The organism is Enterobacter sp. UPMP2061 (assembly GCF_053709615.1).
This window is the reverse complement of sequence record NZ_JBSKJP010000015.1, coordinates 30976-51793: the sequence shown is the minus strand read 5'-3', so window position 1 is coordinate 51793 and position 20818 is coordinate 30976. Positions and strand designations below refer to the sequence as shown.

The window sequence follows — 20818 nt, the reverse complement described above, 5'->3', positions numbered from 1 at the left end:
CATGCCCTGCGGGGGCGTTTTTATAACAGGGAGACGTTATTTATCTTTCACCACAATCAGCGGTTCAATATCGCTCTCTTTCTTCACCACCAGCGAGTCATCCCCGCGCAGACAGGTTCCGCCATAGTTCCCGCCCACGGTAAAAGTGCAGACCTGAATGTATCTGCCGTCAACTTTCGGCAGGCACCATAGCTGCTGGTAGATATTTTTGCGGTCAACAAACTTGCCGCTGGACTGGTCCAGCAGTTCGTCCTGGGCGCCGATCAGATCGATATTGCTCCCGCAGCGTCCGGCGATCGGTTTAACGGCATAACCGGTCCGTTTGAGCAGATCGTTGACCTCAAAATCGGTATCCAGCAGGTAACGGTGGTTCGGGAACAGCTGCCACAGCACCGGCAGGATCGCCTTGTTACCTGGGATCACCGTCCACAGCGGTTCAAAGACCAGCACTTCCGGGCGCAGCAGGACGTCAATCAGGCGCACTTCACCTTGCGGGTGACCGGTGCGGATAGGCACGGCGGCGTACTCGGTTTCGCTCACCTCGCGGATCTGCTCAATCGCCGTTTCCCACGCCCAGGTTTTCCATACGCAGTTGACGTGACGGCCTTCATCATCAATCAGTTGCCCGGCGGCATCCCAGCTCAGCGCCCCCAGTCCATGCAGGATTTTGGTTTCAAACCCGGCCTGGATCAGCGAGCGCTGAATAAAGAGCGCGTGGTAATCCTCTTCGATATCGTTGTCCTGCATGATATGGACGAACGGCCGCGCGTGGCTGTGCTTCCATGCGCCGGTCAGCTCCTCCAGCAAGCCTTCCGCCGGATTGTGGCCAGTGCCGCGATAGCCGTTTTTCACCCACTCTTCAAGAATGAGCCCGCCCTCGGTATGGCAGGAGGCGGAATCCGCGTTGTACTCGTAAACCTTGATGCCGCGTTCATCCATGCAGAAATCCATACGACCGGTGATCATATGGTGACGACGCCACTGCCAGGAAAGGCGCAGACGCGGCCAGAGAATTTTCGGGATGTCGAAAAGCGCGAGTAAGCTGTCGTCTTTCAGCACCTTGTCGGTGGCATGAAGGTACATCAGATGCAGTTCGTTGGTGGCTTTGATCAGCTCCTGCTCGGCGCTTTCGGTAATGGTGAAGTACTGGCAGGGATCGTTGTTGATAACGTGGCCGTTGGCGCGAACGTACGCCTGTTGCAGGGCGTCGTTTTCATTGAGCCATTTTCCGTCGAACTGACGGTTGTTCTTCAATCGCGCGCCGCTGATTTTCAGCAGTTCACCGTCGATCTCCGGCTGAGGAATACTGTGTTCCGTCTCCTCCGTCTGGATCATCCAGCCGAGGATCTCGGTATCGTTGAACGTGTCATGAAGCGTATAGCAACCGTCCTCCACGCTCAGACGCAGCTCGCGCGTCCACTGCTGCCCCATCGGCAGCGGGGAGTGAATAACGTTCTGCTCGGCAATGCGCACTCTGTCATCCAGCAGCTGGGTAATGACGGCGACGTGGCCGGTTTCATGAAACTCACCGCCCTTTTGCCAGATGAGCAGCGCACCGGCCTGCGGCGCGCGTTTTGAGCCATTAGCAAAGGCCTGTAGCGGCAAAATATTGTCGTTTACCACCTGGCGCAAAAAACGCAGGGAGAAGATCTCCCACGCCATCCCGACGTCGGTAAAAACAAACCCGTGATTGAGAAACAGGAAACGGCGCGCAAACTCAACGCACTGCCATTTATGGCCCATGTATTCGTTGCCGATATAGCTGCGGAATTCCGCGTCTTCCGGGTAGTGACGCGGATCGAGACTGCCGTAATTTGAAGAGTAAATCGCCACGCCACCCGGCGCATAACCTAATAACGTCCCGAAGGGTGCGTCACTGCTTAACGTTCCTTTACGCATGTGTCCAACCTAAAACAGGCAGGCGGCAATTTTTTTGTTGGGTTGTCGTCGTCTGCACGTTGTAATTAACTGACAGAGGTGGCGTTATCATACACCCGCCCTGCCCATTACGCTCGCATCGTTAAACGGTTCCTGCATCTCCTGCTACACTGCCTCAACACAACACCAAAAAGGCAGGCCAACATGTCAGATAACACCTATCAGCCACCGAAAGTGTGGGAATGGAAACAGAATAACGGCGGCGCGTTCGCCAATATCAACCGTCCCGTCTCGGGCGCGACGCACGAGAAAGAGCTACCTGTGGGCGCGCACCCGCTCCAGCTGTACTCTCTCGGTACGCCGAATGGACAGAAAGTTACCATCATGCTGGAAGAGCTGCTGGCGCTGGGCGTGACGGGCGCGGAATACGACGCATGGTTAATCCGCATTGGTGAGGGCGATCAGTTCTCCAGCGGTTTTGTCGACGTGAACCCGAACTCGAAGATCCCGGCCCTGCGTGACCACTCCACCACTCCGCCGACGCGCGTCTTTGAATCCGGCAATATCCTGCTCTACCTGGCCGAGAAATTTGGTCACTTCCTGCCAAAAGATCCGGCAGGACGAACGGAAACCCTGAACTGGCTGTTCTGGTTACAGGGCGCGGCCCCGTTCCTCGGCGGCGGTTTTGGCCACTTCTATAACTACGCACCGGTGAAGATTGAGTACGCTATCGATCGCTTCACCATGGAAGCTAAACGCCTGTTCGACGTGCTGGACAAACAGCTGGCGCGCGGTCGTTACGTAGCGGGTGAGGAATATACCATTGCGGATATGGCAGTCTGGCCATGGTTTGGCTGCGTGGCGCTGGGCAGCGTGTATAACGCCGCCGAGTTCCTGGATGCCGGGAAGTACACCAACGTGCAGCGCTGGGCAAAAGATGTGGCGAATCGTCCGGCTGTTAAACGCGGGCGCATTGTTAACCGTACCAACGGCGAGCTGAACGAGCAGTTACATGAGCGTCATTCAGCAAGCGACTTCGATACCCAGACGGAAGATAAACGTCAGGGTTGATCCATGACCGGGCGGTTCGCCGCCCTTCTTCCGCGATGAGAAAAATGCGTCAGCACGCGTGCGCAAGGAGCCTCGTATGTCAGACCAGACGCTAAAAGCGACCCGACAGCAGAGTCTTATCACCTTGCTGAGTCAAAGCGACTGGCTGACTACCGATGTGCTGGCTGAAAAGCTCTCCGTCAGCAAAGAGACCATCCGCCGGGATCTGAAGTCGTTGCAGCAGCAGGGGAAGCTGCTGCGCCAGCACGGGCGCGCGCGTCTGATTCATCCGGACAGCCGCGACAGCGGTGAACCCTTTGGCGCACGCCTGAAAAGCCATTATGCCGACAAAGCCGATATTGCCCGCCACGCGCTGGGCTGGATCAGCGAAGGGATGACCATCGCCCTCGACGCCAGCTCAACCTGCTTTCATCTGGCGCGCCAGTTGCCGGACATCGACCTCACCGTATTTACCAATAGTCTGCCTATCTGCCACGAGATGGCAAAGCGCGAGCGGATCACGCTTATCTGCTCCGGCGGAACGCTTGAGCGTAAGTATCGCTGCTATGTTAATCCGGCGCTGGTGACGCAGCTAAAAGGGCTGGAGATCGATCTGTTCATCTTCTCGTGTGAAGGGGTCGATGAGCATGGCGTCCTTTGGGATCCGTCCGAGCACAACGCGGGCTTTAAGGCGCTGCTGTTAAACCGCGCCAGCCAGTCGCTGCTGCTGATCGACAAAAGTAAATTTATGCGGGCAAGTGAAGTGAAAATTGGTCAGCTGTCGCAGGTGACACAGATTATTCAGAGCGATAAACGTCAGGCCGCCAGAGACGGCCTGACACGAGAGGTTACGCGGTGAGACGGAATTTCTGCACTGAGCGCTGGAGTTCTTCGGTCTGCCGTTCAAGTGCGGCGGCGGCGGCGGAAACCTGCTCCACCAGCGAGGCGTTCTGCTGGGTCACGCCGTCCATCTGCGTGATGGCAACGCCGACCTGAGAAATACCTTTGCTCTGCTCCTCTGACGCGGTGGCGATCTGCTTCATAATGACGGTCACTTCCGTCACGTCGCGCAGGATCGCTTCCATCGTGGTGCCGGTATCGTTCACCAGCTGCGCCCCCTGCTCCACGCGGGCAACGGAATCTGCAATCAACCCTTCGATCTCTTTTGCCGCATTCGCGCTGCGACTGGCCAGATTACGCACCTCACCCGCCACGACCGCAAAGCCCCGCCCCTGCTCCCCGGCCCGGGCCGCTTCCACCGCGGCGTTCAGCGCCAGAATATTGGTCTGGAAGGCGATGCTGTTGATGACGGTAGTGATTTCAGCGATTTTTTTCGAGCTGTCCGAAATGCCGCTCATGGTTGTGACCACATCTTCCACCAGCGAGCCGCCGCGGCTGGCCGTACTGGAGGCGACATCCGCAAGCTGGCTGGCCTGGCGCGCGCTTTCGGCGTTCAGCTTCACCGTTGCGGTTAGCTGCTCCATGCTGGCCGCGGTCTCTTCCAGCGCGGCGGCCTGCTCTTCGGTACGCGAAGAGAGATCGTTATTCCCGCTGGAGATCTCCGTTGCCCCGCGCCAGATATTCTCGCTGCCGGAACGAATCGTGCTGACCGCTTCCCGCAGGCTGTCCTGCATGGCGCTCAGCAGCGGCACCAGTTGCCCCACGCAGTTGCGGCCAAAGGATTCAATCGGCTGGCTGAGATCGCCCTGCGCAATCTGGCGGAACTGCTGACGGATACGATCCAGCGGTTTTACCAGTATCGCCACCAGGTAGCGGTCGGTGAACAGCAGGATCAACAGACCCACGATCGTGGCGGTGATAATCACCGTCCGGGTCATACTGGTGAGGCCGTCGACCACCACGCGCGTGCTGTCGAGCGCCTTCGCCGCGGTGTTGTTAAAGTTCTCAGCCGCTGACCCGAATGCACGGCTTAGCGGCGGCGTGACGTTGTTGGCATGCTGACGATAGCCTTCGAGCGTCGCCTGCTTCGCCTGCGCCATCTGCGGCGTCACGCCACGATCGAGCAGCGCCTGCCAGGTGGAAATCACCTGCGCAGACACCTTTTCATCCATCGGGCCCGGAGAGATAGCTTTCATCTCTGCCAGCTTTTTACTCATGTTATCCAGCGCCTGCTGAGCAGGAGCCAGGTCCGGCGTGCCGCCCGCCGCTTTGACTTCCATCGCCCGGCTCAGGCGGGTGACGAAACGGAAATACTGATCGTTGCCCTGGCTCAGCACCGTCATTTACCGGACCAGCTGGCGGTCAACATCATTACCATCAGAAACACGAGACAGAGACCAGGTGCTGTAAAGCCCCACGCCTGCCCACATGACACAAAAGATCCCCAGTATCGTCAGCATGACGAAACGGATGGTGAAATTACGAAGCATCTTCATTGAGTATTCCTTGCCGTGAGGGTGAATTCGCCCAGAGGCGAGTACTACCCTCTTTATCGGCAGATACCGCAGAAAATATACTTTTTTGTTATCGAGTCGGCATAGAATGAAAACGTTGTTTCGAAAATTCACCGACAAGAAAGGAGACATCATGTCCTGGCACCCTTACACTGGCCGATACGAAAACATGCAGTACCGATACTGCGGCAAAAGCGGCCTGCGCTTACCGGCACTGTCGCTAGGCCTGTGGCACAGCTTCGGTCACGTTCAGCCGCTCGATTCCCAGCGCGCGCTGCTGCGTAAGGCCTTCGATCTCGGGATTACCCATTTTGACCTTGCCAACAACTACGGCCCCCCACCAGGCAGCGCTGAAGAGAATTTTGGCCGTCTGCTGCGGGAGGATTTTGCCGGGTATCGTGACGAGCTGATCATCTCCACCAAAGCGGGCTACGACATGTGGCCAGGGCCGTATGGTTCGGGCGGTTCACGTAAATACCTGCTCGCCAGCCTCGACCAGAGCCTGAAACGCATGGGTGTGGAGTATGTGGATATTTTCTATTCTCACCGCGTAGACGAAAACACGCCGATGGAAGAGACCGCCGCCGCGCTGGCGCACGCGGTGCAGAGCGGAAAAGCGCTGTACGTCGGCATTTCGTCCTACTCCACGGAACGCACGGCGGTAATGGCCGAATTGCTGCGCGAGTGGAAGATCCCGCTTTTGATCCACCAGCCGTCTTACAACCTGCTTAACCGCTGGGTCGACAAGACCGGCCTGCTGGACGCGCTGGAGAAAAACGGAACGGGCTGTATCGCCTTTACCCCGCTGGCGCAGGGCCTGCTCACCGGAAAATACCTGAACGGTATTCCGGACGGTTCACGTATGCAACGCGAAGGGAAAAAAGTGCGCGGCCTGACGGAGAAAATGCTGACGGAAGCCAACCTGAGCAGCCTTCGTTTGCTGAACGAGATGGCGCACGCGCGCGGGCAGACGATGGCGCAGATGGCGCTAAGCTGGCTGTTGAAAGATGAGCGTGTAACCTCAGTGCTGATTGGCGCGAGCCGCCCGGAGCAGCTGGAAGAGAACGTTCAGGCGCTGAATAACCTGCGCTTTAGCGAAGATGAACTGACGCGGATTGACCAGCACGTTGCGGATGGTGAGCTGAATTTGTGGCAGGCGTCGTCGGATAAATAAATAGTGCGGTCCGATGCTTTCGCCCCTCACCCTAACCCTCTCCCCAGAGGGGAGAGGGAACTTGAACACCCTCTCCCCTCTGGGGAGAGGGCAGGGTGAGGGGCATGGTGAATTTATTTCTTACTGATCTTATCCAGATACCCCATCACAAACGCCGACAGCACAAACGTCAGGTGGATAATCACATACCACATCAGCTTATTATCCGGGACGTTTTTCGCGTCCATAAAGACGCGTAACAGGTGTATAGACGAAATCGCCACAATCGACGCCGCGACTTTATTCTTCAGCGATGAGGCATCCATTTTCCCCAGCCAGTTGAGCTTTTCTTTGTGCTCGGCGATATCAAGCTGAGAGACGAAATTCTCATAACCGGAGAACATCACCATCACCAGTAATCCCCCCACCAACGTCATATCCACCAGCGACAGCAGAACCAGAATCAAATCGGCTTCTGCCACGGAGAAAATGTTTGGCAGGACATGAAATATCTCCTGGAAGAACTTGATCGTCAGGGCGACCAGCGCCAGGGAGAGACCAAAATAGACGGGTGCGAGCAGCCAGCGAGAGGCATACATTGCGTTTTCAAAGAAGCGTTCCATAAAATCCTGTCTGCAAACGAAACCAGCGCTCAGTATATCTCAACTATACCTCGTTGGGATCCACATCCGGACGCGCATACTCCGGCCAGACCAGCGCGACCAGTTCCGGGTAGGCTTCCAGGCTAAACTCGCGAAAACACTGGCGCAGATTTAATACGTCTAAATCGGAGTACGACACCTTCTCGCCATTCAGACAGCGTTTTTTGATATTGTCGTAATATTTATAAACCGCCGAATTAAGGTCGCTACAACGGCGCTGCGCGTCGAACAGGCCGGGCGTATCATTAATTTCAGCCATTTTCATTCGCTTAATTGTCGCATGGAGAAAATCGATATATTCGTGATTTACCCGCCAGTACCAGACCGGCGTCACGGCGTTCATCAATACGGAGAAATGATCTTCCCCCTCCTCTTTCGACATCAATTCAGGCTGCGGCGGTTCACTGACGTCTTTTGACGCTTTCGTTTTATTTAACTCTTGCATCAATAAAAGCACGCCAGCGGTCAGTAATAGTAACGTTATGACCGTAAAGAAAATGCTGTTCATGGGTAGGCTCCATTTTTTTTGATTTTAAAATTGCCTCATGTTATTGTCAACGAATCTCACCCTTTTTCCATCCCCACCTTTTTTGAAATTAAAGGAAATTAAAATGCTGCCCGACAATCTTGTCCCGGCAAAGTACCACATTACGCCTGTGGAACAGCCTTCGACGGAAGCAGATAAAGAGGCGAATTTCACTCAAGGAAAAAGAAAACTCTCCGACTATGAAGCCGACATATTAATTGGTGTTTCACGCACCGGCAAATCCCGTAATATGGTGCTGGAAGAGCACGATCGCCATTTAAAAGAGCGTTTATTTCGCGCCATCAAGATTGAAGCCTTAGTTCATCTACTAAATGATTTACAGGCCGAAGGGGAAATAGATGCCCAGACGCTAAGTCAAATAATGACCGAGAAAACGCAGCAAATAAATGAGGCTGGCAATGAAATTTGGCTTAATTTAATTACGCGTGAAAAAAACAATCCCATTTTTTATGACCTGGGGGAAGATTAACGTGAATGATGACAGCGGTAATAACGTTTATTTGACTTTAGATGATAAGAAAAGCGATGAATTTATCTTAAAGCAGAATCTCGACGCCCTGAAAAAGATAAAAAATGACGAGATGACGCGAATTACGCAGGATTTGGTTTCGATTCCGGCCACGCTGGTGCGCCTGAAATGGCAGAATCGTCGGGAGATTTACGCCTTGCAGGCCAAGGAGGAGATTTACGGCGCGGTGATGAACGCCATTATTGAACAGCGCCCTGAGCTTAAAGAGAAGATCCTCGGGCGACTGGAGGCGAACTATCAGTACCTGCTGGCACGCGAGACAGCCACCCTGCGCCTGACCCGTAAACTCTCGGAAGGTCATTACCGAACTTCAAACGTGACCTGTGTAGCGCTTGATGAAGAGGCGCCGACGGCGCCTTCAGTGTGAGTCAACAATGATTGTTGCGGAATGCAGGCCGGGTAAGGCGACGCCGCCACCCGGCAGGGAAGGCTGCAAAAGCTTTCGTTTTACTTCGCGGCCGCTTTCTCTTCGCCGACCAGACCAATCTTCAGGTATCCCGCCTGATGCAGCGTGTCCATTACCTTCATCATGGTTTCATAATCGACGGTTTTATCCGCGCGGAAGAAGACGGTGGTGTCTTTCTTGCCGCCGGTCAGCTGGTCCAGCGCCGGAATAACCGAGGCATCCGTTACCGGATCGTTGCCCAGGAACATGGACTTATCGGCCTTCACGGACAGGTAAATAGGCTTTTCCGGACGCGGCTGCGGCTGGCTGGAGGACGCAGGCAGATTCACCTTCACGTCCACCGTCGCCAGCGGTGCGGCAACCATAAAGATAATCAGCAGAACCAGCATGACGTCGATAAACGGCGTCACGTTGATCTCATGCATTTCACCGTTATCGTCCAGATTTTCATTAAGACGCATTGCCATACAATCAACCTACGCGCAGTTTGGACGCCGCATGTACCGGTTTAACGGCGGCGTTCAGGTCCAGATCGCGGCTTTGCAGCAGCAGAACCTGCGCGGCAACGTCACCCAGTGTGGCTTTGTAACTGCCAATCATGCGCGCGAAGATGTTATAGATAACAACCGCCGGGATAGCGGCAACCAGACCGATAGCCGTGGCCAGCAGCGCTTCTGCGATACCCGGCGCGACGACCGCAAGGTTAGTGGTCTGCGTCTGGGCGATACCGATAAAGCTGTTCATGATGCCCCAGACGGTACCGAACAGGCCGACGAACGGGGAGATGGCGCCGATAGTCGCCAGGTAGCCGTTACCGCGGCCCATATGACGACCCACGGCCGCAACGCGACGCTCCAGACGGAAGCCGGTACGCTCTTTAATGCCTTCGTTATCTTCACTGCCTGCGGAGAGTTCCAGCTCGTTCTGCGCTTCGTTCACTAACAGGGTAGTCAGGCTTTTCGCATGGAAGGATGAGGTGATATCAGAAGCCTGATCCAGAGAGCGGGCTTCCGCCAGCTGCTTCTGCTCACGCTTGAGGCGGCGTTTTTGTGAAAGAAGTTCGGCGCTCTTGCTGAAGAAGATAGCCCAGGTGATCACGGACGCCAGAATCAGGCCGATCATCACAATCTTAACTACGATGTCAGCATGTTGATACATGCCCCAAACGGAGAGATCCGTCTGCATCAAATTATTACCCACTCTGTATCTCCAGGACGCAAATCACAAAATCTGAACGTAATAATATCAAAACGTCGTCGAATTGATAGTAGTTCTCATTAGTATTTACATAGTGCCGTAATTTTCGCTCACTTTCCTTGCGCTTACGCAGTAAAAATTTCTTATGCGAATTTTTGATAATATTTTCTGCTTATTCGATAAGCATCCGGATGCACATTCTGACAATCGTGGTAGTCTGGACGTCCAGACGTATAAAAATAGGGTTAGCGAACATGACTAAAAAGCAGCTTGAGACCACGCTGGTGCAGGCAGGACGCAGTAAGAAATACACGCAGGGCTCGGTCAACAGCCTGATCCAGCGCGCCTCCTCGCTGGTGTTTGATACCGTTGAAGATAAAAAAATCGCTACGCGTAATCGCGCGAAGGGCGGGCTGTTTTACGGTCGTCGTGGCACGTTAACCCATTTCTCGTTGCAGGAAGCCATGTGTGAACTGGAGGGCGGCGCGGGCTGCGCGCTGTTCCCGTGCGGCGCGGCGGCGGTCGCCAATACCATTCTGGCGTTTGTGGAACAGGGTGACCACGTCCTGATGACCAATACCGCCTACGAGCCAAGCCAGGACTTCTGCACCAAAATACTCAGCAAGCTCGGCGTCACCACCAGCTGGTTCGATCCGCTGATTGGGGCCGGTATTGCCGCGCTTATTCAGCCCAACACGCGCGTTGTGTTCCTGGAATCTCCCGGCTCCATCACCATGGAAGTGCATGACGTCCCGGCCATCGTGAAGGCGGTGCGCAGCATAGCGCCGGAAGCGATCATCATGATCGACAACACCTGGGCGGCAGGTGTGCTGTTTAAAGCCCTGGAATTTGACATCGATATCTCCATTCAGGCGGCGACCAAATACCTGATTGGCCATTCCGACGGCATGATCGGTACGGCGGTATCTAACGCCCGCTGCTGGGATCAATTGCGTGAAAACGCCTACCTGATGGGCCAGATGGTGGATGCCGATACCGCCTACATGACCAGCCGGGGCATCCGTACGCTCGGTGTGCGTTTGCGTCAGCATCACGAAAGCAGCCTGCAAATTGCACAGTGGCTGGCGCTGCATCCGCAGGTGGAGCGCGTTAACCATCCGGCGCTGCCGGGCAGCAAGGGCCACGAATACTGGCAACGTGACTTTACGGGCAGCAGCGGGTTGTTCTCATTTGTTCTTAAAAAGCGCCTGAATGACGCCGAACTGGCAAGCTATCTGGATAACTTTACCCTCTTCAGCATGGCCTATTCATGGGGTGGGTTTGAATCGCTGATCCTGCCCAACCAGCCGGAGCAGATTGCGGCCCTGCGCCCGGGCGGCGAGGTGGACTTCGAGGGGACCTTAATCCGCCTGCATATCGGGCTGGAAAATGTGGACGATTTAATTGCGGATTTATCGGCAGGATTTGAGCGCATCGTGTAAAGTGCTGGCTAAAATGTACTCCCCGGACGCTATTCTGAACACCGCAAGCAGAAAAGTCTGTATGAGATGCGCCTGCGATCAACCCCGACAGGCAAAATTGGGAGTACAATAGCGTTATATCTGCTGTTCCACAGGAAAGTCCATGGCTGTTATTCAAAATATCATCACGGCGCTCTGGCAACACGATTTTGCCGCGCTGGCGGACCCGCATGTCGTCGGGATTGTCTATTTCGTGATGTTCGCGACGCTGTTTCTGGAAAATGGATTACTGCCAGCCTCATTTTTACCCGGTGACAGCCTGCTCCTGCTCGCAGGGGCGTTAATCGGCAAGGGCGTGATGGACTTCGCACCGACAATGGTGATCCTCACCTCTGCGGCCAGTCTCGGCTGTTGGCTGAGCTACCTGCAAGGGCGCTGGCTTGGAAACACTCGCGTGGTGAAAGGCTGGCTGGCGCAGCTGCCGCATAAATATCACCAGCGCGCGACCTGCATGTTTGACCGTCACGGCCTGCTGGCGTTACTTGCCGGGCGTTTTCTGGCGTTTGTTCGTACCCTGTTGCCTACCATGGCGGGTATTTCAGGCCTCTCTAACCGCCGCTTCCAGTTCTTCAACTGGCTGAGCGCCCTGCTCTGGGTAGGCGTGGTCACCACGCTCGGCTACGCGCTGAATATGATCCCCTTTGTTAAGCGCCATGAAGACCAGGTGATGACCTTCCTGATGATCCTGCCGATTTTCCTGCTGGTTGCAGGGCTGGTGGGTACCATTGCGGTGGTGATTAAGAAAAAGTATTGCAGCGCATAAATAAAAGCCGGGTGGCGCTACCGCTTACCCGGCCTCCGTTTCCCCTCAGGCTCCCTGCATTGTTCTTATACGTGACGCATCTTCCCCCGGCGTGACGCCGAAGTAACGCTTAAACTCCCGACTAAACTGCGACGCGCTTTCATACCCGACCCGCATCGCCGCGGCGCTGGCCTTCATGCCATCGTGGATCATCAGCATCCGCGCCTTATGCAGACGGTAGGTTTTGAGGTACTGCAACGGCGACGTGCTGGTGACGGATTTAAAGTTATGGTGAAACGCCGAGACGCTCATATTGGCTTCCGCCGCCAGCTGGTCAACGCTGAGGTTTTCCGTGTACTGGCTCTCGATGCGCTTCAGCACGCGGCTAATCAGGCTGAAGTGCGTTTGCCGGCTTACCAGCGCCAGCAGCGCCCCGCCGCCCGGTCCCAGCAGCACATGGTAAAGAATTTCGCGGATAATCTGTTTTCCGAGAATACGCGCATCCAGCGGCCTTTCCATCACGTCTAACAGGCGTTCAATCGCGCAGAGAATTTCCTCCGACAGGGTCGCGGAGTTGATACCGCTTGCCGCCATTGACGGCCGGAAAAGTTCGTCCTCCCCAATCTCCATCAGCAGCTCCTGCAACTGGAGGATGTCGACGTTGACGCGGATCCCGGCCAGCGGTACCTCCTCTGTCGCGAAAGTTTCACATTCGAAGGGTAAAGGTACTGTCAGAAGCAGATATTCATTGGTGTCGTAACGGAACACGCGCTCATTGATATAGCCAATCTTATGGCCAGAAAAGAGAAACACGATGCCGGGCTGATACATCACCGGGGTGCGCGTCCCGGGCTGGGTACCGTACAGCAATCGGATATCCGGCAACAGCTCAACCGAATCATTTCCGTTATCTATCAGTCTTTTAATCTGCGACGTTAGCTGGCGGCAGATGGCATCACGGTTCATTTTCAGTTACTCCGGGTACGGTTTCCGACGCTGACAGTGTGCGCATTTTCTTCCCGTTTCTCCAGCGCGCTGTAGAAATGGGCAAGACATCGGCAGGAATGTGCATTGAGAGGATAGCGCCTGCCCGCCACAATGAGCAGCATCAGGTTGCCTTCTGCGCCACCACGATTTTTTACCCACTACAGGGAACAAGCCATGAACAACTTTAATCTTCATACCCCAACCCGCATTCTGTTTGGTAAAAACGCTATCGCTGACCTGCGCGCGCAAATCCCGACGGACGCCCGCGTCCTGATTACCTACGGCGGCGGCAGCGTGAAAAAAACCGGCGTACTGGATCAGGTGTACAGCGCTCTGGAAGGTCTGGACGTGCGCGAGTTCGGCGGTATCGAGCCTAACCCGTCTTATGAAACGCTGATGAACGCGGTAAAAATCGCCCGTGAGGAGCAAATTACCTTCCTGCTGGCGGTGGGCGGCGGTTCCGTGCTGGACGGCACCAAATTCATCGCGGCGGCGGCCCATTACGCTGACGACATCGACCCGTGGCATATTCTGGAAACGGGCGGCAGCGACATCAGCAGTGCGATCCCGATGGGCTCCGTGCTGACGCTGCCGGCCACCGGATCAGAGTCCAACAAAGGCGCGGTCATCTCTCGTAAAACCACCGGTGACAAGCAGGCCTTTATGAACGAACACGTTCAGCCCGTGTTCGCGATCCTCGATCCGGTTTACACCTATACCCTGCCTGCGCGTCAGGTGGCGAACGGCGTGGTCGATGCCTTTGTTCACACCGTTGAGCAGTACGTTACTTACCCGGTAAACGCCAAAATTCAGGATCGTTTCGCGGAAGGCATTCTGCTGACGCTGATTGAAGAAGGTCCAAAAGCGCTGAAAGAGCCTGAAAATTACGACGTGCGTGCCAACGTGATGTGGGCTGCCACCCAGGCGCTGAACGGCCTGATCGGCGCAGGCGTGCCGCAGGACTGGGCTACTCATATGCTCGGTCACGAGCTAACGGCGATGCACGGCCTGGATCACGCCCAGACGCTGGCGGTGGTTCTGCCTGCGCTGTGGAACGAAAAACGTGACGCTAAACGCGCCAAACTGCTCCAGTACGCCGAACGCGTGTGGAACATCACCGACGGTTCCGACGATGCGCGTATCGATGCCGCGATTGAAGCCACCCGTCACTTCTTTGAAAGCCTGGGCGTGCCAACGCGTCTCTCTGGCTACGGCCTGGACGGCAGCTCCATCCCTGCCCTGCTGGCGAAACTGGAAGCACACGGTATGACGCAGATCGGCGAGCATGGCGACATCACCCTGGACGTCAGCCGTCGTATTTACGAAGCGGCACGCTAAGCGTTTTTAGGATCCTGACTTTCGTTTTTTGACATTTCGTCCAGACTTAATGCACATCACATCGTCGGAGGTTCCCTCCGGCGATGAGCACCTGAAGGAGGAAAAATGGCAAACCAAACCGTAATCAAGCTACAGGACGGCAACGTGATGCCCCAGCTGGGGCTAGGTGTATGGAAAGCCGGTAACGACGAGGTCGTCTCCGCCATTCATAAAGCCCTGGAAGTCGGCTATCGGTCCATCGATACCGCCGCCGCCTATAAAAACGAGGACGGCGTGGGAAAAGCGCTTGCCAGCGCCGGCGTTCCCCGGGATGAGCTTTTCATCACCACCAAGCTGTGGAACGACGATCAAAAGCGTCCCCGCGAAGCGTTGCAGGAGAGTCTGGAGAAACTCCAGCTCGATTTCGTCGATCTTTATCTCATGCACTGGCCGGTACCGGCTATCGACCATTACGTTGATGCCTGGAAAGGGATGATTGAACTGCAAAAAGAGGGGCTGATAAAAAGCATCGGCGTCTGTAATTTCCAGGTTCATCATCTGCAACGCCTGATTGATGAAACGGGCGTCGCGCCGGTGATTAACCAGATTGAGCTGCATCCGCTGATGCAGCAGCGCCAGCTTCATTCATGGAACGCCACGCACAAGATCCAGACCGAATCCTGGAGCCCGCTTGCTCAGGGCGGCGAAGGGGTGTTTGACCAGAAAATCATCCGTGAACTGGCGGATAAGTACGGTAAAACCCCGGCGCAGATCGTCATTCGCTGGCATCTGGATAGCGGTCTGGTGGTGATCCCGAAATCGGTCACGCCATCGCGTATCGCCGAGAACTTCGACGTCTGGGATTTCCGCCTGGATAAAGACGAGCTGGGTGAAATTGCGAAGCTGGATCAGGGCAAGCGGCTTGGGCCGGACCCGGATCAGTTTGGCGGGTGATCCCCTCACCCTGCCCTCTCCCCGGAGGGGAGAGGGTTAGACCTGTAGGCCCGGTAAGCGCAGCGCCACCGGGCATTGTTACAGGTTTAACCGGTCTTACGTTTTACGTTCTTCTTCGTTCCCGCAACACTGTTCGAACGCTGATGCGCAATCGGCGTGTGCTTGGTCAGCGCCGGGCGCGTGTTGCGGTTCTGGCGGCGCGCTTCGCGCATCTCTTCCAGCGTTGGCGCTGGCACCAGGCAATCACGACGCGAGCCGATCAGGTGCTTTTTCCCCATCTCTTCCAGCGCCTGACGGATCAGCGGCCAGTTTTTCGGATCGTGATAACGCAGCAGCGCTTTATGCAGACGGCGCTGTTTATCCCCTTTCGGCACCACCACGTCTTCGCTCTTATAACCAATCTTACTCAGCGGGTTTTTGCCGGTGTAATACATGGTCGTCGAGTTGGCGAGCGGCGACGGGTAGAAGTTCTGCACCTGATCCAGACGGAATCGACGCTGCTTCAGCCACAGCGCCAGATTCACCATGTCTTCATCACGGGTGCCGGGGTGTGCGGAGATGAAGTATGGGATCAGATACTGCTCTTTCCCCGCCTGTTTTGAATAGGTATCAAACAGCTGTTTAAAGCGGTCATAGCTGCCCATGCCTGGCTTCATCATTTTGGACAGCGGGCCTTCTTCGGTGTGCTCCGGGGCGATCTTCAGATAACCGCCAACGTGGTGCGTCGCCAGCTCTTTGATGTAGCGCGGATCTTCCACCGCAATGTCGTAACGCACGCCGGAGGCGATCAGGATCTTCTTGATGCCTTTCAGGTCACGGGCGCGACGGTAAAGATTGATCGTCGGCTCGTGGTTAGTGTCCATATGCTCGCAAATGCTCGGATAGACGCAGGAGAGACGACGGCAGGTCTGCTCGGCGCGCGGCGATTTACAGCGCAGCATGTACATGTTGGCCGTTGGACCACCCAGATCGGAGATCACGCCGGTAAAGCCCGGCACCGTGTCGCGAATCGCTTCGATCTCGTTAACAATCGACTCTTCGGAACGGCTCTGAATAATACGGCCTTCGTGTTCGGTGATCGAACAGAGCGAGCACCCTATAATTCTGATCATTTAGAAATTTTTTTGCGTTTAAAATCAATGAATTGAAAGATTTCATTTTTCTAAGTCTGATAAAACAGATGAAAACCCAACTGACTATACTCATAAAACTCAATCTTTGCGCTGCTGTACGATACCAGTAATTACAGGTGCCGAGTTTAAGATCATGAAAAGTAGCCCAATAATGAATGACGCAACGCCAGCTGCGGTGCCTAACTTCTGACTGAACACCATTGAAACAAAGTACATATTTGGGATAAAAACGGACATAGCAATCACGAAAAGTAACTTATTCAGATAATTATTTATTCGGGTCTTAACCTCAACTCTATCATAAAAAGCCATCGAAACGTAAGCAGTTATCAGTGAATAAAAAGACCATGTCATATAGTTAACCGATTCATTAAATGCCTCTCGCAAAAGCAAAGCACTTTCTGTCATTCCCTACCTCATTAAATCAATAGAAAATAAATCTGAATAATTTATTTTTAAAAGAAAAGAACACAACATAACTTCAGTAGTTATGATTAATCCCTGAATGATTATTTCTTAGCAAGATATAACATGCTTAATGTATATCAGGCAATAAAAAAACTCCCAAAGACCACCGCTGTGGTCTTCAGGTATAGGATTTAAAGAACGAACTCAGTCCGGAAACGTATCACTATCTTCTGTAACGTCCGCTTTCTCTGGTAACATTCTGTTTTTAATATACTGTGAATTCCTGCAGATGAGAGGAAAAATCTCCGAGTTATTCATTATACAACTCGTTGCCGTACGGGCGTCCTCCGGAGACCATGATGAAAATGAAAACGTCTGACGGTCAAGCCATTGAGACAATAATACATTATCAACAGAAGCGCTAAACAGCGCCGCAATAGCCCTGCGTTCAACGGCCTTCTCAGGTTCAATAAACGACAACTCATTATGAAAACGGGTAATAATCGCAATACGGCTGTCAATACGAATATGTCTTTCAAGTAAGACATCGTGCAACTCATCAAGTACAGTCTCTCTCTGGGTATCGTCGAGGCAAGACCACAGAAAATGAATGTTCTCGGCATTTGTGACAACGTCTGGCTCTGCATCACGGAACCATGATGCAAAGATACCCACACTACCTTCCATCCGGATATGCTGCCCCTGAAGTTGCATTTGTTCAAGGATAAAGCGCATGTTCACAGGAAGAACCGTAAAACACTCAATAAGCCTTTCAGAAGAACTAAATACTCCACATGCCAGGGCGTTCAGCTTTTTCTTCAAAATATCAAACTGCTCACCTGACTGATATACGTCATGGAGAAATACTGGCCCCATAGCATTCACATCAGACTCAATTATTTTCTCTGACAGTGCTTTTTGACGCTCTCGCACAAATATTAAAAGAGAGGTTGCATTTGTAGCTTCTTTGATGACGTCATACTGACCTTTAACAAAGCTCAGGACAGGTATATTCACCAGAAGACCTAAATCAACAATCCTGCCAACAGCATTTTTGATGTACGGCAGAACATTTTTATCCTTAAGTGCTATAAAGATACTCTCGGCAGTACGTAGATAACGAAGATATGCAGCCAAAGCCAGGTCAAACCGTTCCTCACCAATATGTTCACTGTACGACTCGATACCGGCATAGTTACCATGGAGCACCATGTGAGCAACAGCCTGTGCAGCAAATTCCGCAGGGAAGAGATTCCTCGTCGCCGTATTATTAAGATAATATTGATTTAAAACATTATTATTCCAGTCCGGGCTCAGAACAATTTTTCTGAAATGGATAACGTCCTCAACAACCTGACGATTTTTAAGCGTCATTATTGCAGAGCTAACCTGAGCCCCACCTGTACCATCATTCTTTCCAATTACGTTCTGTACCGCCTTCGATGCAATATTGATATGCCGGATAATTCCCGGATTAAAAAGGTCTATCTGAGGTTGCTCAGCTCCATAGCGTAACATCTCCTCCCGACCGTGATTTCCGATATCTAGTGTGCCAATTTTCAGGTTTGACAAGGTCTCTTCATTATTGACAAGGTATTCCACATAAAATACGCCATCTACAAAATTCTCCATTTTATTCAGTAGTGATTCACCGGCCAGAACAGAGTATGAATCAGCTTCCTGCAGCAACGTCTTCGTGGATTCAGCCTCCAATTTTTCTGAATCCTGAATTTCATCAAGTTTACTCACAATAAACGATATTTGCCTTTCGACGAAAGGCTCTAGGCTTATCCGCCCGTCAGCCATCAGTTTCTGCAGACTCAATACGAAACCTTCATCATTCTTTTCTCTGAGTGAAACAGCATAACTCTGATTCAGCATTTGCACTGCGACTTTGAGTTGCGGTTCGGCGAGAGCCTGACACTTCTCATCCATCCGGCTATAAGAAACCAGCCAGTCTCGCATCTGAATATGTGGTGCCACTCGCTGCCATGCTTCAGCGAAACCCCACAAGGCCGTCAGTTCTTCAAGCCGTGGGATATTTATAGCACCAATCGCGTCTTTAAGAGGCGTATCAAGCAACTCGCTCCTGGCAAGCTCCACCGTGGACTGATAGTGGATGCTCATCAGAAATTCGCTCCATCTTTCTGTATCGTTATTAAAAATTCGGGATATTTGTTGATAAGTTAGCGAGAGCATCTCGTCAAAATCATCCGGAGCAATACCGGGTTCGGTCTGACTAGCTTTGGGATCGCGAAGTAATACTTTAATATCTCGCTCCCCGTATCTGACCACCAGTAAGTAGAGAGCAATAAGAATATGGCGATGATCTTCTGTTGCAGGAACGGTAAGGTTCAGAATATGAATATCATTAACAAACTTCTTCATTAATCGCGGTGTGATACGAGGATACTCAGAGGGTTTCCAGCGCTCAAGCAACACCGTTGCTTCCCGGCACGCTATCCCTGCATCCTCATTTACTGTTTCTTTCCAGTACTGCCTTAACGCTTCCTGCCATCCTGCCGAAATAAGAGGAGGAACCTGAAAACTTACAGGAATCCGCTTTGCAATAAACTCACGCCCGCTGAAACCCGCCACAGAAAGTGAGGCTGAAACCTGTCTTGCCGAATAGGGCACCACTATCCTGAAGTGTTCATGAGTGGCTCCGGCAATAAGCTCCATATCACTCCAGAGCTCTTTCACTTTGTCTGCACTGATTCGGTCCAGATTATCAATGATAAGGATGAAGCGATCTCCATGGGAAATGACCTCTTTGGAGGTAAATCCCTGCAGAGCTTCAGCCAGCTCAATAGCTCCGACCTCCTTATTAACTAGCCAAGTCTCTTCAATCCTGTCAGTACTGTTGCGTTTGAACAAATCACCAATACTCGAATACCCTTTCTTTCTGTACCATTCCATGTTCTGCAGGCATGCCAGTCCTGCGACCATAATGGCAGGAGAAAGAAACGCGGCCACCTCAACATAAAAAAGCCACCCTAATAATGACTCCTTGTTAGTAAAATATTGATTAAGGTCTGTTAGCACATAACGAAGCATCTGCACGGAAAGCAATGACAGTAAAATAAAAACGACGGTCAACCAGCTTAGCCTGCTGCTGACCCTCTTGTCGTATTCAACGATGTTACCCAGAGCCAGATTTTTATACTTATCCAACACATCCCGGGAGCCCGGACATTGTAGGCTGACCCCGTGGTGGATGACATCGATAAGCGCTTTTTTAGTTGAGCCATGATGGTAACGTTCTGCATCAAAGTTAATGAACGTAAAATCATCTTTAAGCTTTTTCTGCAGGAACTTCAATATTGTTGACTTACCTGAACCCAGCTCACCTTCCAGACCAATAATATTGACATCAGGTGTCCTGATGATCTGAGCCACATTCTCTGCAACTTTTTCATGACTGCTGCCTCTAAACATATCCTGGTCAGCGGGTGATTCCGTCTGCAATCGTAGAGTCATTCAGCAATTTCCTTCGTTATAACGTAAGATTCTTTCACTATTAGACACAGTACAGAGCCCACAGCAACCAAATGACTGCAGCCGGGGCAGTTTAGTTTTAAGCATGCATAAGCCGATTTCGATGGAATCCCTTTCACACAATAATATTGAATTGAAGCAATGAAAACATTAATGTGTTTGTTGTGACTAGCTGCAGGGGCCTGGAAGAAATTCCAAAGCCTGACAAACCGGAACAGGGCTTGCTCTGCTCCGGTTTTATCCAGTTCATCTTGAAGCCCTTGTTTTTGTTACATATCCCTGCTCACTCTTTCAGCCATTGTTAAGCTTCTTGTGTGTAATCTGCGAATAATACGGATGCAAAATTGATGCAATGGATTATACATACCTACAGCGCACGTTACGCTGAGCTGAATCGAATTTCAGAGAACGTTCTTCGCTATTACCCTGCCCAGCCAGTTGAACACATTTTATCATCCGGCC

General features: G+C 52.8%; 17 protein-coding genes and 2 pseudogenes. 9 read left to right on the top strand and 10 right to left on the bottom strand.

Annotated elements, in window-relative coordinates; all coding sequences use genetic code 11:
• Positions 1-36: 36 nt before the first annotated feature.
• Positions 37-1899, bottom strand: a complete 1863-nt coding sequence (gene gss / locus ACWKXX_RS20280; protein WP_015571862.1) for a bifunctional glutathionylspermidine amidase/synthase — start codon at positions 1897-1899, stop codon at positions 37-39.
• 183 nt (positions 1900-2082) lie between these two features.
• Between gss and yghU the strand changes: the two genes are divergently transcribed.
• Positions 2083-2949, top strand: a complete 867-nt coding sequence (yghU, locus tag ACWKXX_RS20275) for a glutathione-dependent disulfide-bond oxidoreductase (protein WP_003862465.1) — start codon at positions 2083-2085, stop codon at positions 2947-2949.
• A 76-nt stretch (positions 2950-3025) separates the two neighbouring features.
• Positions 3026-3787 carry an L-fucose operon activator gene (gene fucR / locus ACWKXX_RS20270; protein ID WP_023304417.1) on the top strand — a complete coding sequence of 254 codons (762 nt, stop codon included), beginning with the start codon at positions 3026-3028 and terminating at the stop codon, positions 3785-3787.
• Here fucR and ACWKXX_RS20265 read toward each other — a convergent pair.
• Positions 3777-5324, bottom strand: a pseudogene (locus tag ACWKXX_RS20265) (methyl-accepting chemotaxis protein). The gene fucR and the pseudogene ACWKXX_RS20265 overlap by 11 nt on opposite strands.
• Before the next feature lie 151 nt (positions 5325-5475).
• Between ACWKXX_RS20265 and ACWKXX_RS20260 the strand changes: the two are divergent.
• Entirely contained in the window at positions 5476-6516 is a 1041-nt protein-coding gene (locus ACWKXX_RS20260) for an aldo/keto reductase (RefSeq protein ID WP_017382745.1), read from the top strand.
• A 113-nt stretch (positions 6517-6629) separates the two neighbouring features.
• On the opposite strand, the gene ACWKXX_RS20255 is transcribed toward ACWKXX_RS20260, so the two are convergent.
• Positions 6630-7118: a TIGR00645 family protein gene (locus ACWKXX_RS20255; RefSeq protein ID WP_006811956.1), complete on the bottom strand. Its 489-nt coding sequence runs from the start codon at positions 7116-7118 to the stop codon at positions 6630-6632.
• 43 nt (positions 7119-7161) lie between these two features.
• Complete coding sequence (locus ACWKXX_RS20250; RefSeq protein WP_023295431.1) at positions 7162-7665, bottom strand: ESA_00282 family adhesion-associated protein; 504 nt, start codon at positions 7663-7665, stop codon at positions 7162-7164.
• 103 nt (positions 7666-7768) lie between these two features.
• Between ACWKXX_RS20250 and ACWKXX_RS20245 the strand changes: the two genes are divergently transcribed.
• Positions 7769-8173, top strand: coding sequence for a hypothetical protein (locus tag ACWKXX_RS20245; RefSeq protein ID WP_023304418.1), 405 nt, complete (start codon positions 7769-7771; stop codon positions 8171-8173).
• Complete coding sequence (locus ACWKXX_RS20240; protein ID WP_023304419.1) at positions 8154-8600, top strand: hypothetical protein; 447 nt, start codon at positions 8154-8156, stop codon at positions 8598-8600. Before ACWKXX_RS20245 ends, ACWKXX_RS20240 begins: the two co-directional genes overlap by 20 nt.
• 80 nt (positions 8601-8680) lie before the next feature.
• Here the strand turns inward: ACWKXX_RS20240 and exbD are convergent, their stop codons facing one another.
• Positions 8681-9106: a TonB system transport protein ExbD gene (exbD, locus tag ACWKXX_RS20235; protein ID WP_001251472.1), complete on the bottom strand. Its 426-nt coding sequence runs from the start codon at positions 9104-9106 to the stop codon at positions 8681-8683.
• Between the two features lie 4 nt (positions 9107-9110).
• Positions 9111-9839 (bottom strand): tol-pal system-associated acyl-CoA thioesterase, encoded by a 729-nt coding sequence (gene exbB, locus ACWKXX_RS20230; protein WP_023304421.1) that lies wholly within the window; start codon positions 9837-9839, stop codon positions 9111-9113.
• Between the two features lie 251 nt (positions 9840-10090).
• Here exbB and metC point away from each other — a divergent pair, with 251 nt between their 5' ends.
• Positions 10091-11278 carry a cystathionine beta-lyase gene (gene metC, locus ACWKXX_RS20225; protein ID WP_261665996.1) on the top strand — a complete coding sequence of 396 codons (1188 nt, stop codon included), beginning with the start codon at positions 10091-10093 and terminating at the stop codon, positions 11276-11278.
• A 142-nt stretch (positions 11279-11420) separates the two neighbouring features.
• Positions 11421-12080: a DedA family general envelope maintenance protein YghB gene (gene yghB / locus ACWKXX_RS20220; RefSeq protein WP_015571869.1), complete on the top strand. Its 660-nt coding sequence runs from the start codon at positions 11421-11423 to the stop codon at positions 12078-12080.
• 45 nt (positions 12081-12125) lie between these two features.
• Here yghB and ACWKXX_RS20215 read toward each other — a convergent pair whose 3' ends face one another.
• The gene (locus ACWKXX_RS20215) at positions 12126-13025 is read right to left on the bottom strand and encodes an AraC family transcriptional regulator (RefSeq protein WP_015571870.1); all 900 of its coding nucleotides are present in this window, start codon (positions 13023-13025) and stop codon (positions 12126-12128) included.
• 195 nt (positions 13026-13220) lie between these two features.
• Between ACWKXX_RS20215 and yqhD the strand changes: the two genes are divergently transcribed.
• Entirely contained in the window at positions 13221-14384 is a 1164-nt protein-coding gene (yqhD, locus tag ACWKXX_RS20210) for an alcohol dehydrogenase (RefSeq protein WP_017692667.1), read from the top strand.
• A gap of 105 nt (positions 14385-14489) precedes the next feature.
• On the top strand, positions 14490-15317 hold the full coding sequence (gene dkgA / locus ACWKXX_RS20205) for a 2,5-didehydrogluconate reductase DkgA (protein ID WP_003862493.1): 828 nt from the start codon (positions 14490-14492) through the stop codon (positions 15315-15317).
• A gap of 86 nt (positions 15318-15403) precedes the next feature.
• Here the strand turns inward: dkgA and ACWKXX_RS20200 are convergent.
• The 3 genes and pseudogenes from ACWKXX_RS20200 to ACWKXX_RS20190 all read right to left on the bottom strand — a co-directional run.
• Positions 15404-16414, bottom strand: a pseudogene (locus tag ACWKXX_RS20200) (DUF3362 domain-containing protein); the annotation flags it as partial.
• 114 nt (positions 16415-16528) lie between these two features.
• A complete protein-coding gene (locus ACWKXX_RS20195; protein ID WP_261665995.1) occupies positions 16529-16858 on the bottom strand; it encodes a hypothetical protein in 330 nt (109 codons plus the stop codon).
• A gap of 204 nt (positions 16859-17062) precedes the next feature.
• Positions 17063-20338: a P-loop NTPase fold protein gene (locus ACWKXX_RS20190; protein WP_021242119.1), complete on the bottom strand. Its 3276-nt coding sequence runs from the start codon at positions 20336-20338 to the stop codon at positions 17063-17065.
• Positions 20339-20818 lie beyond the last annotated feature (480 nt).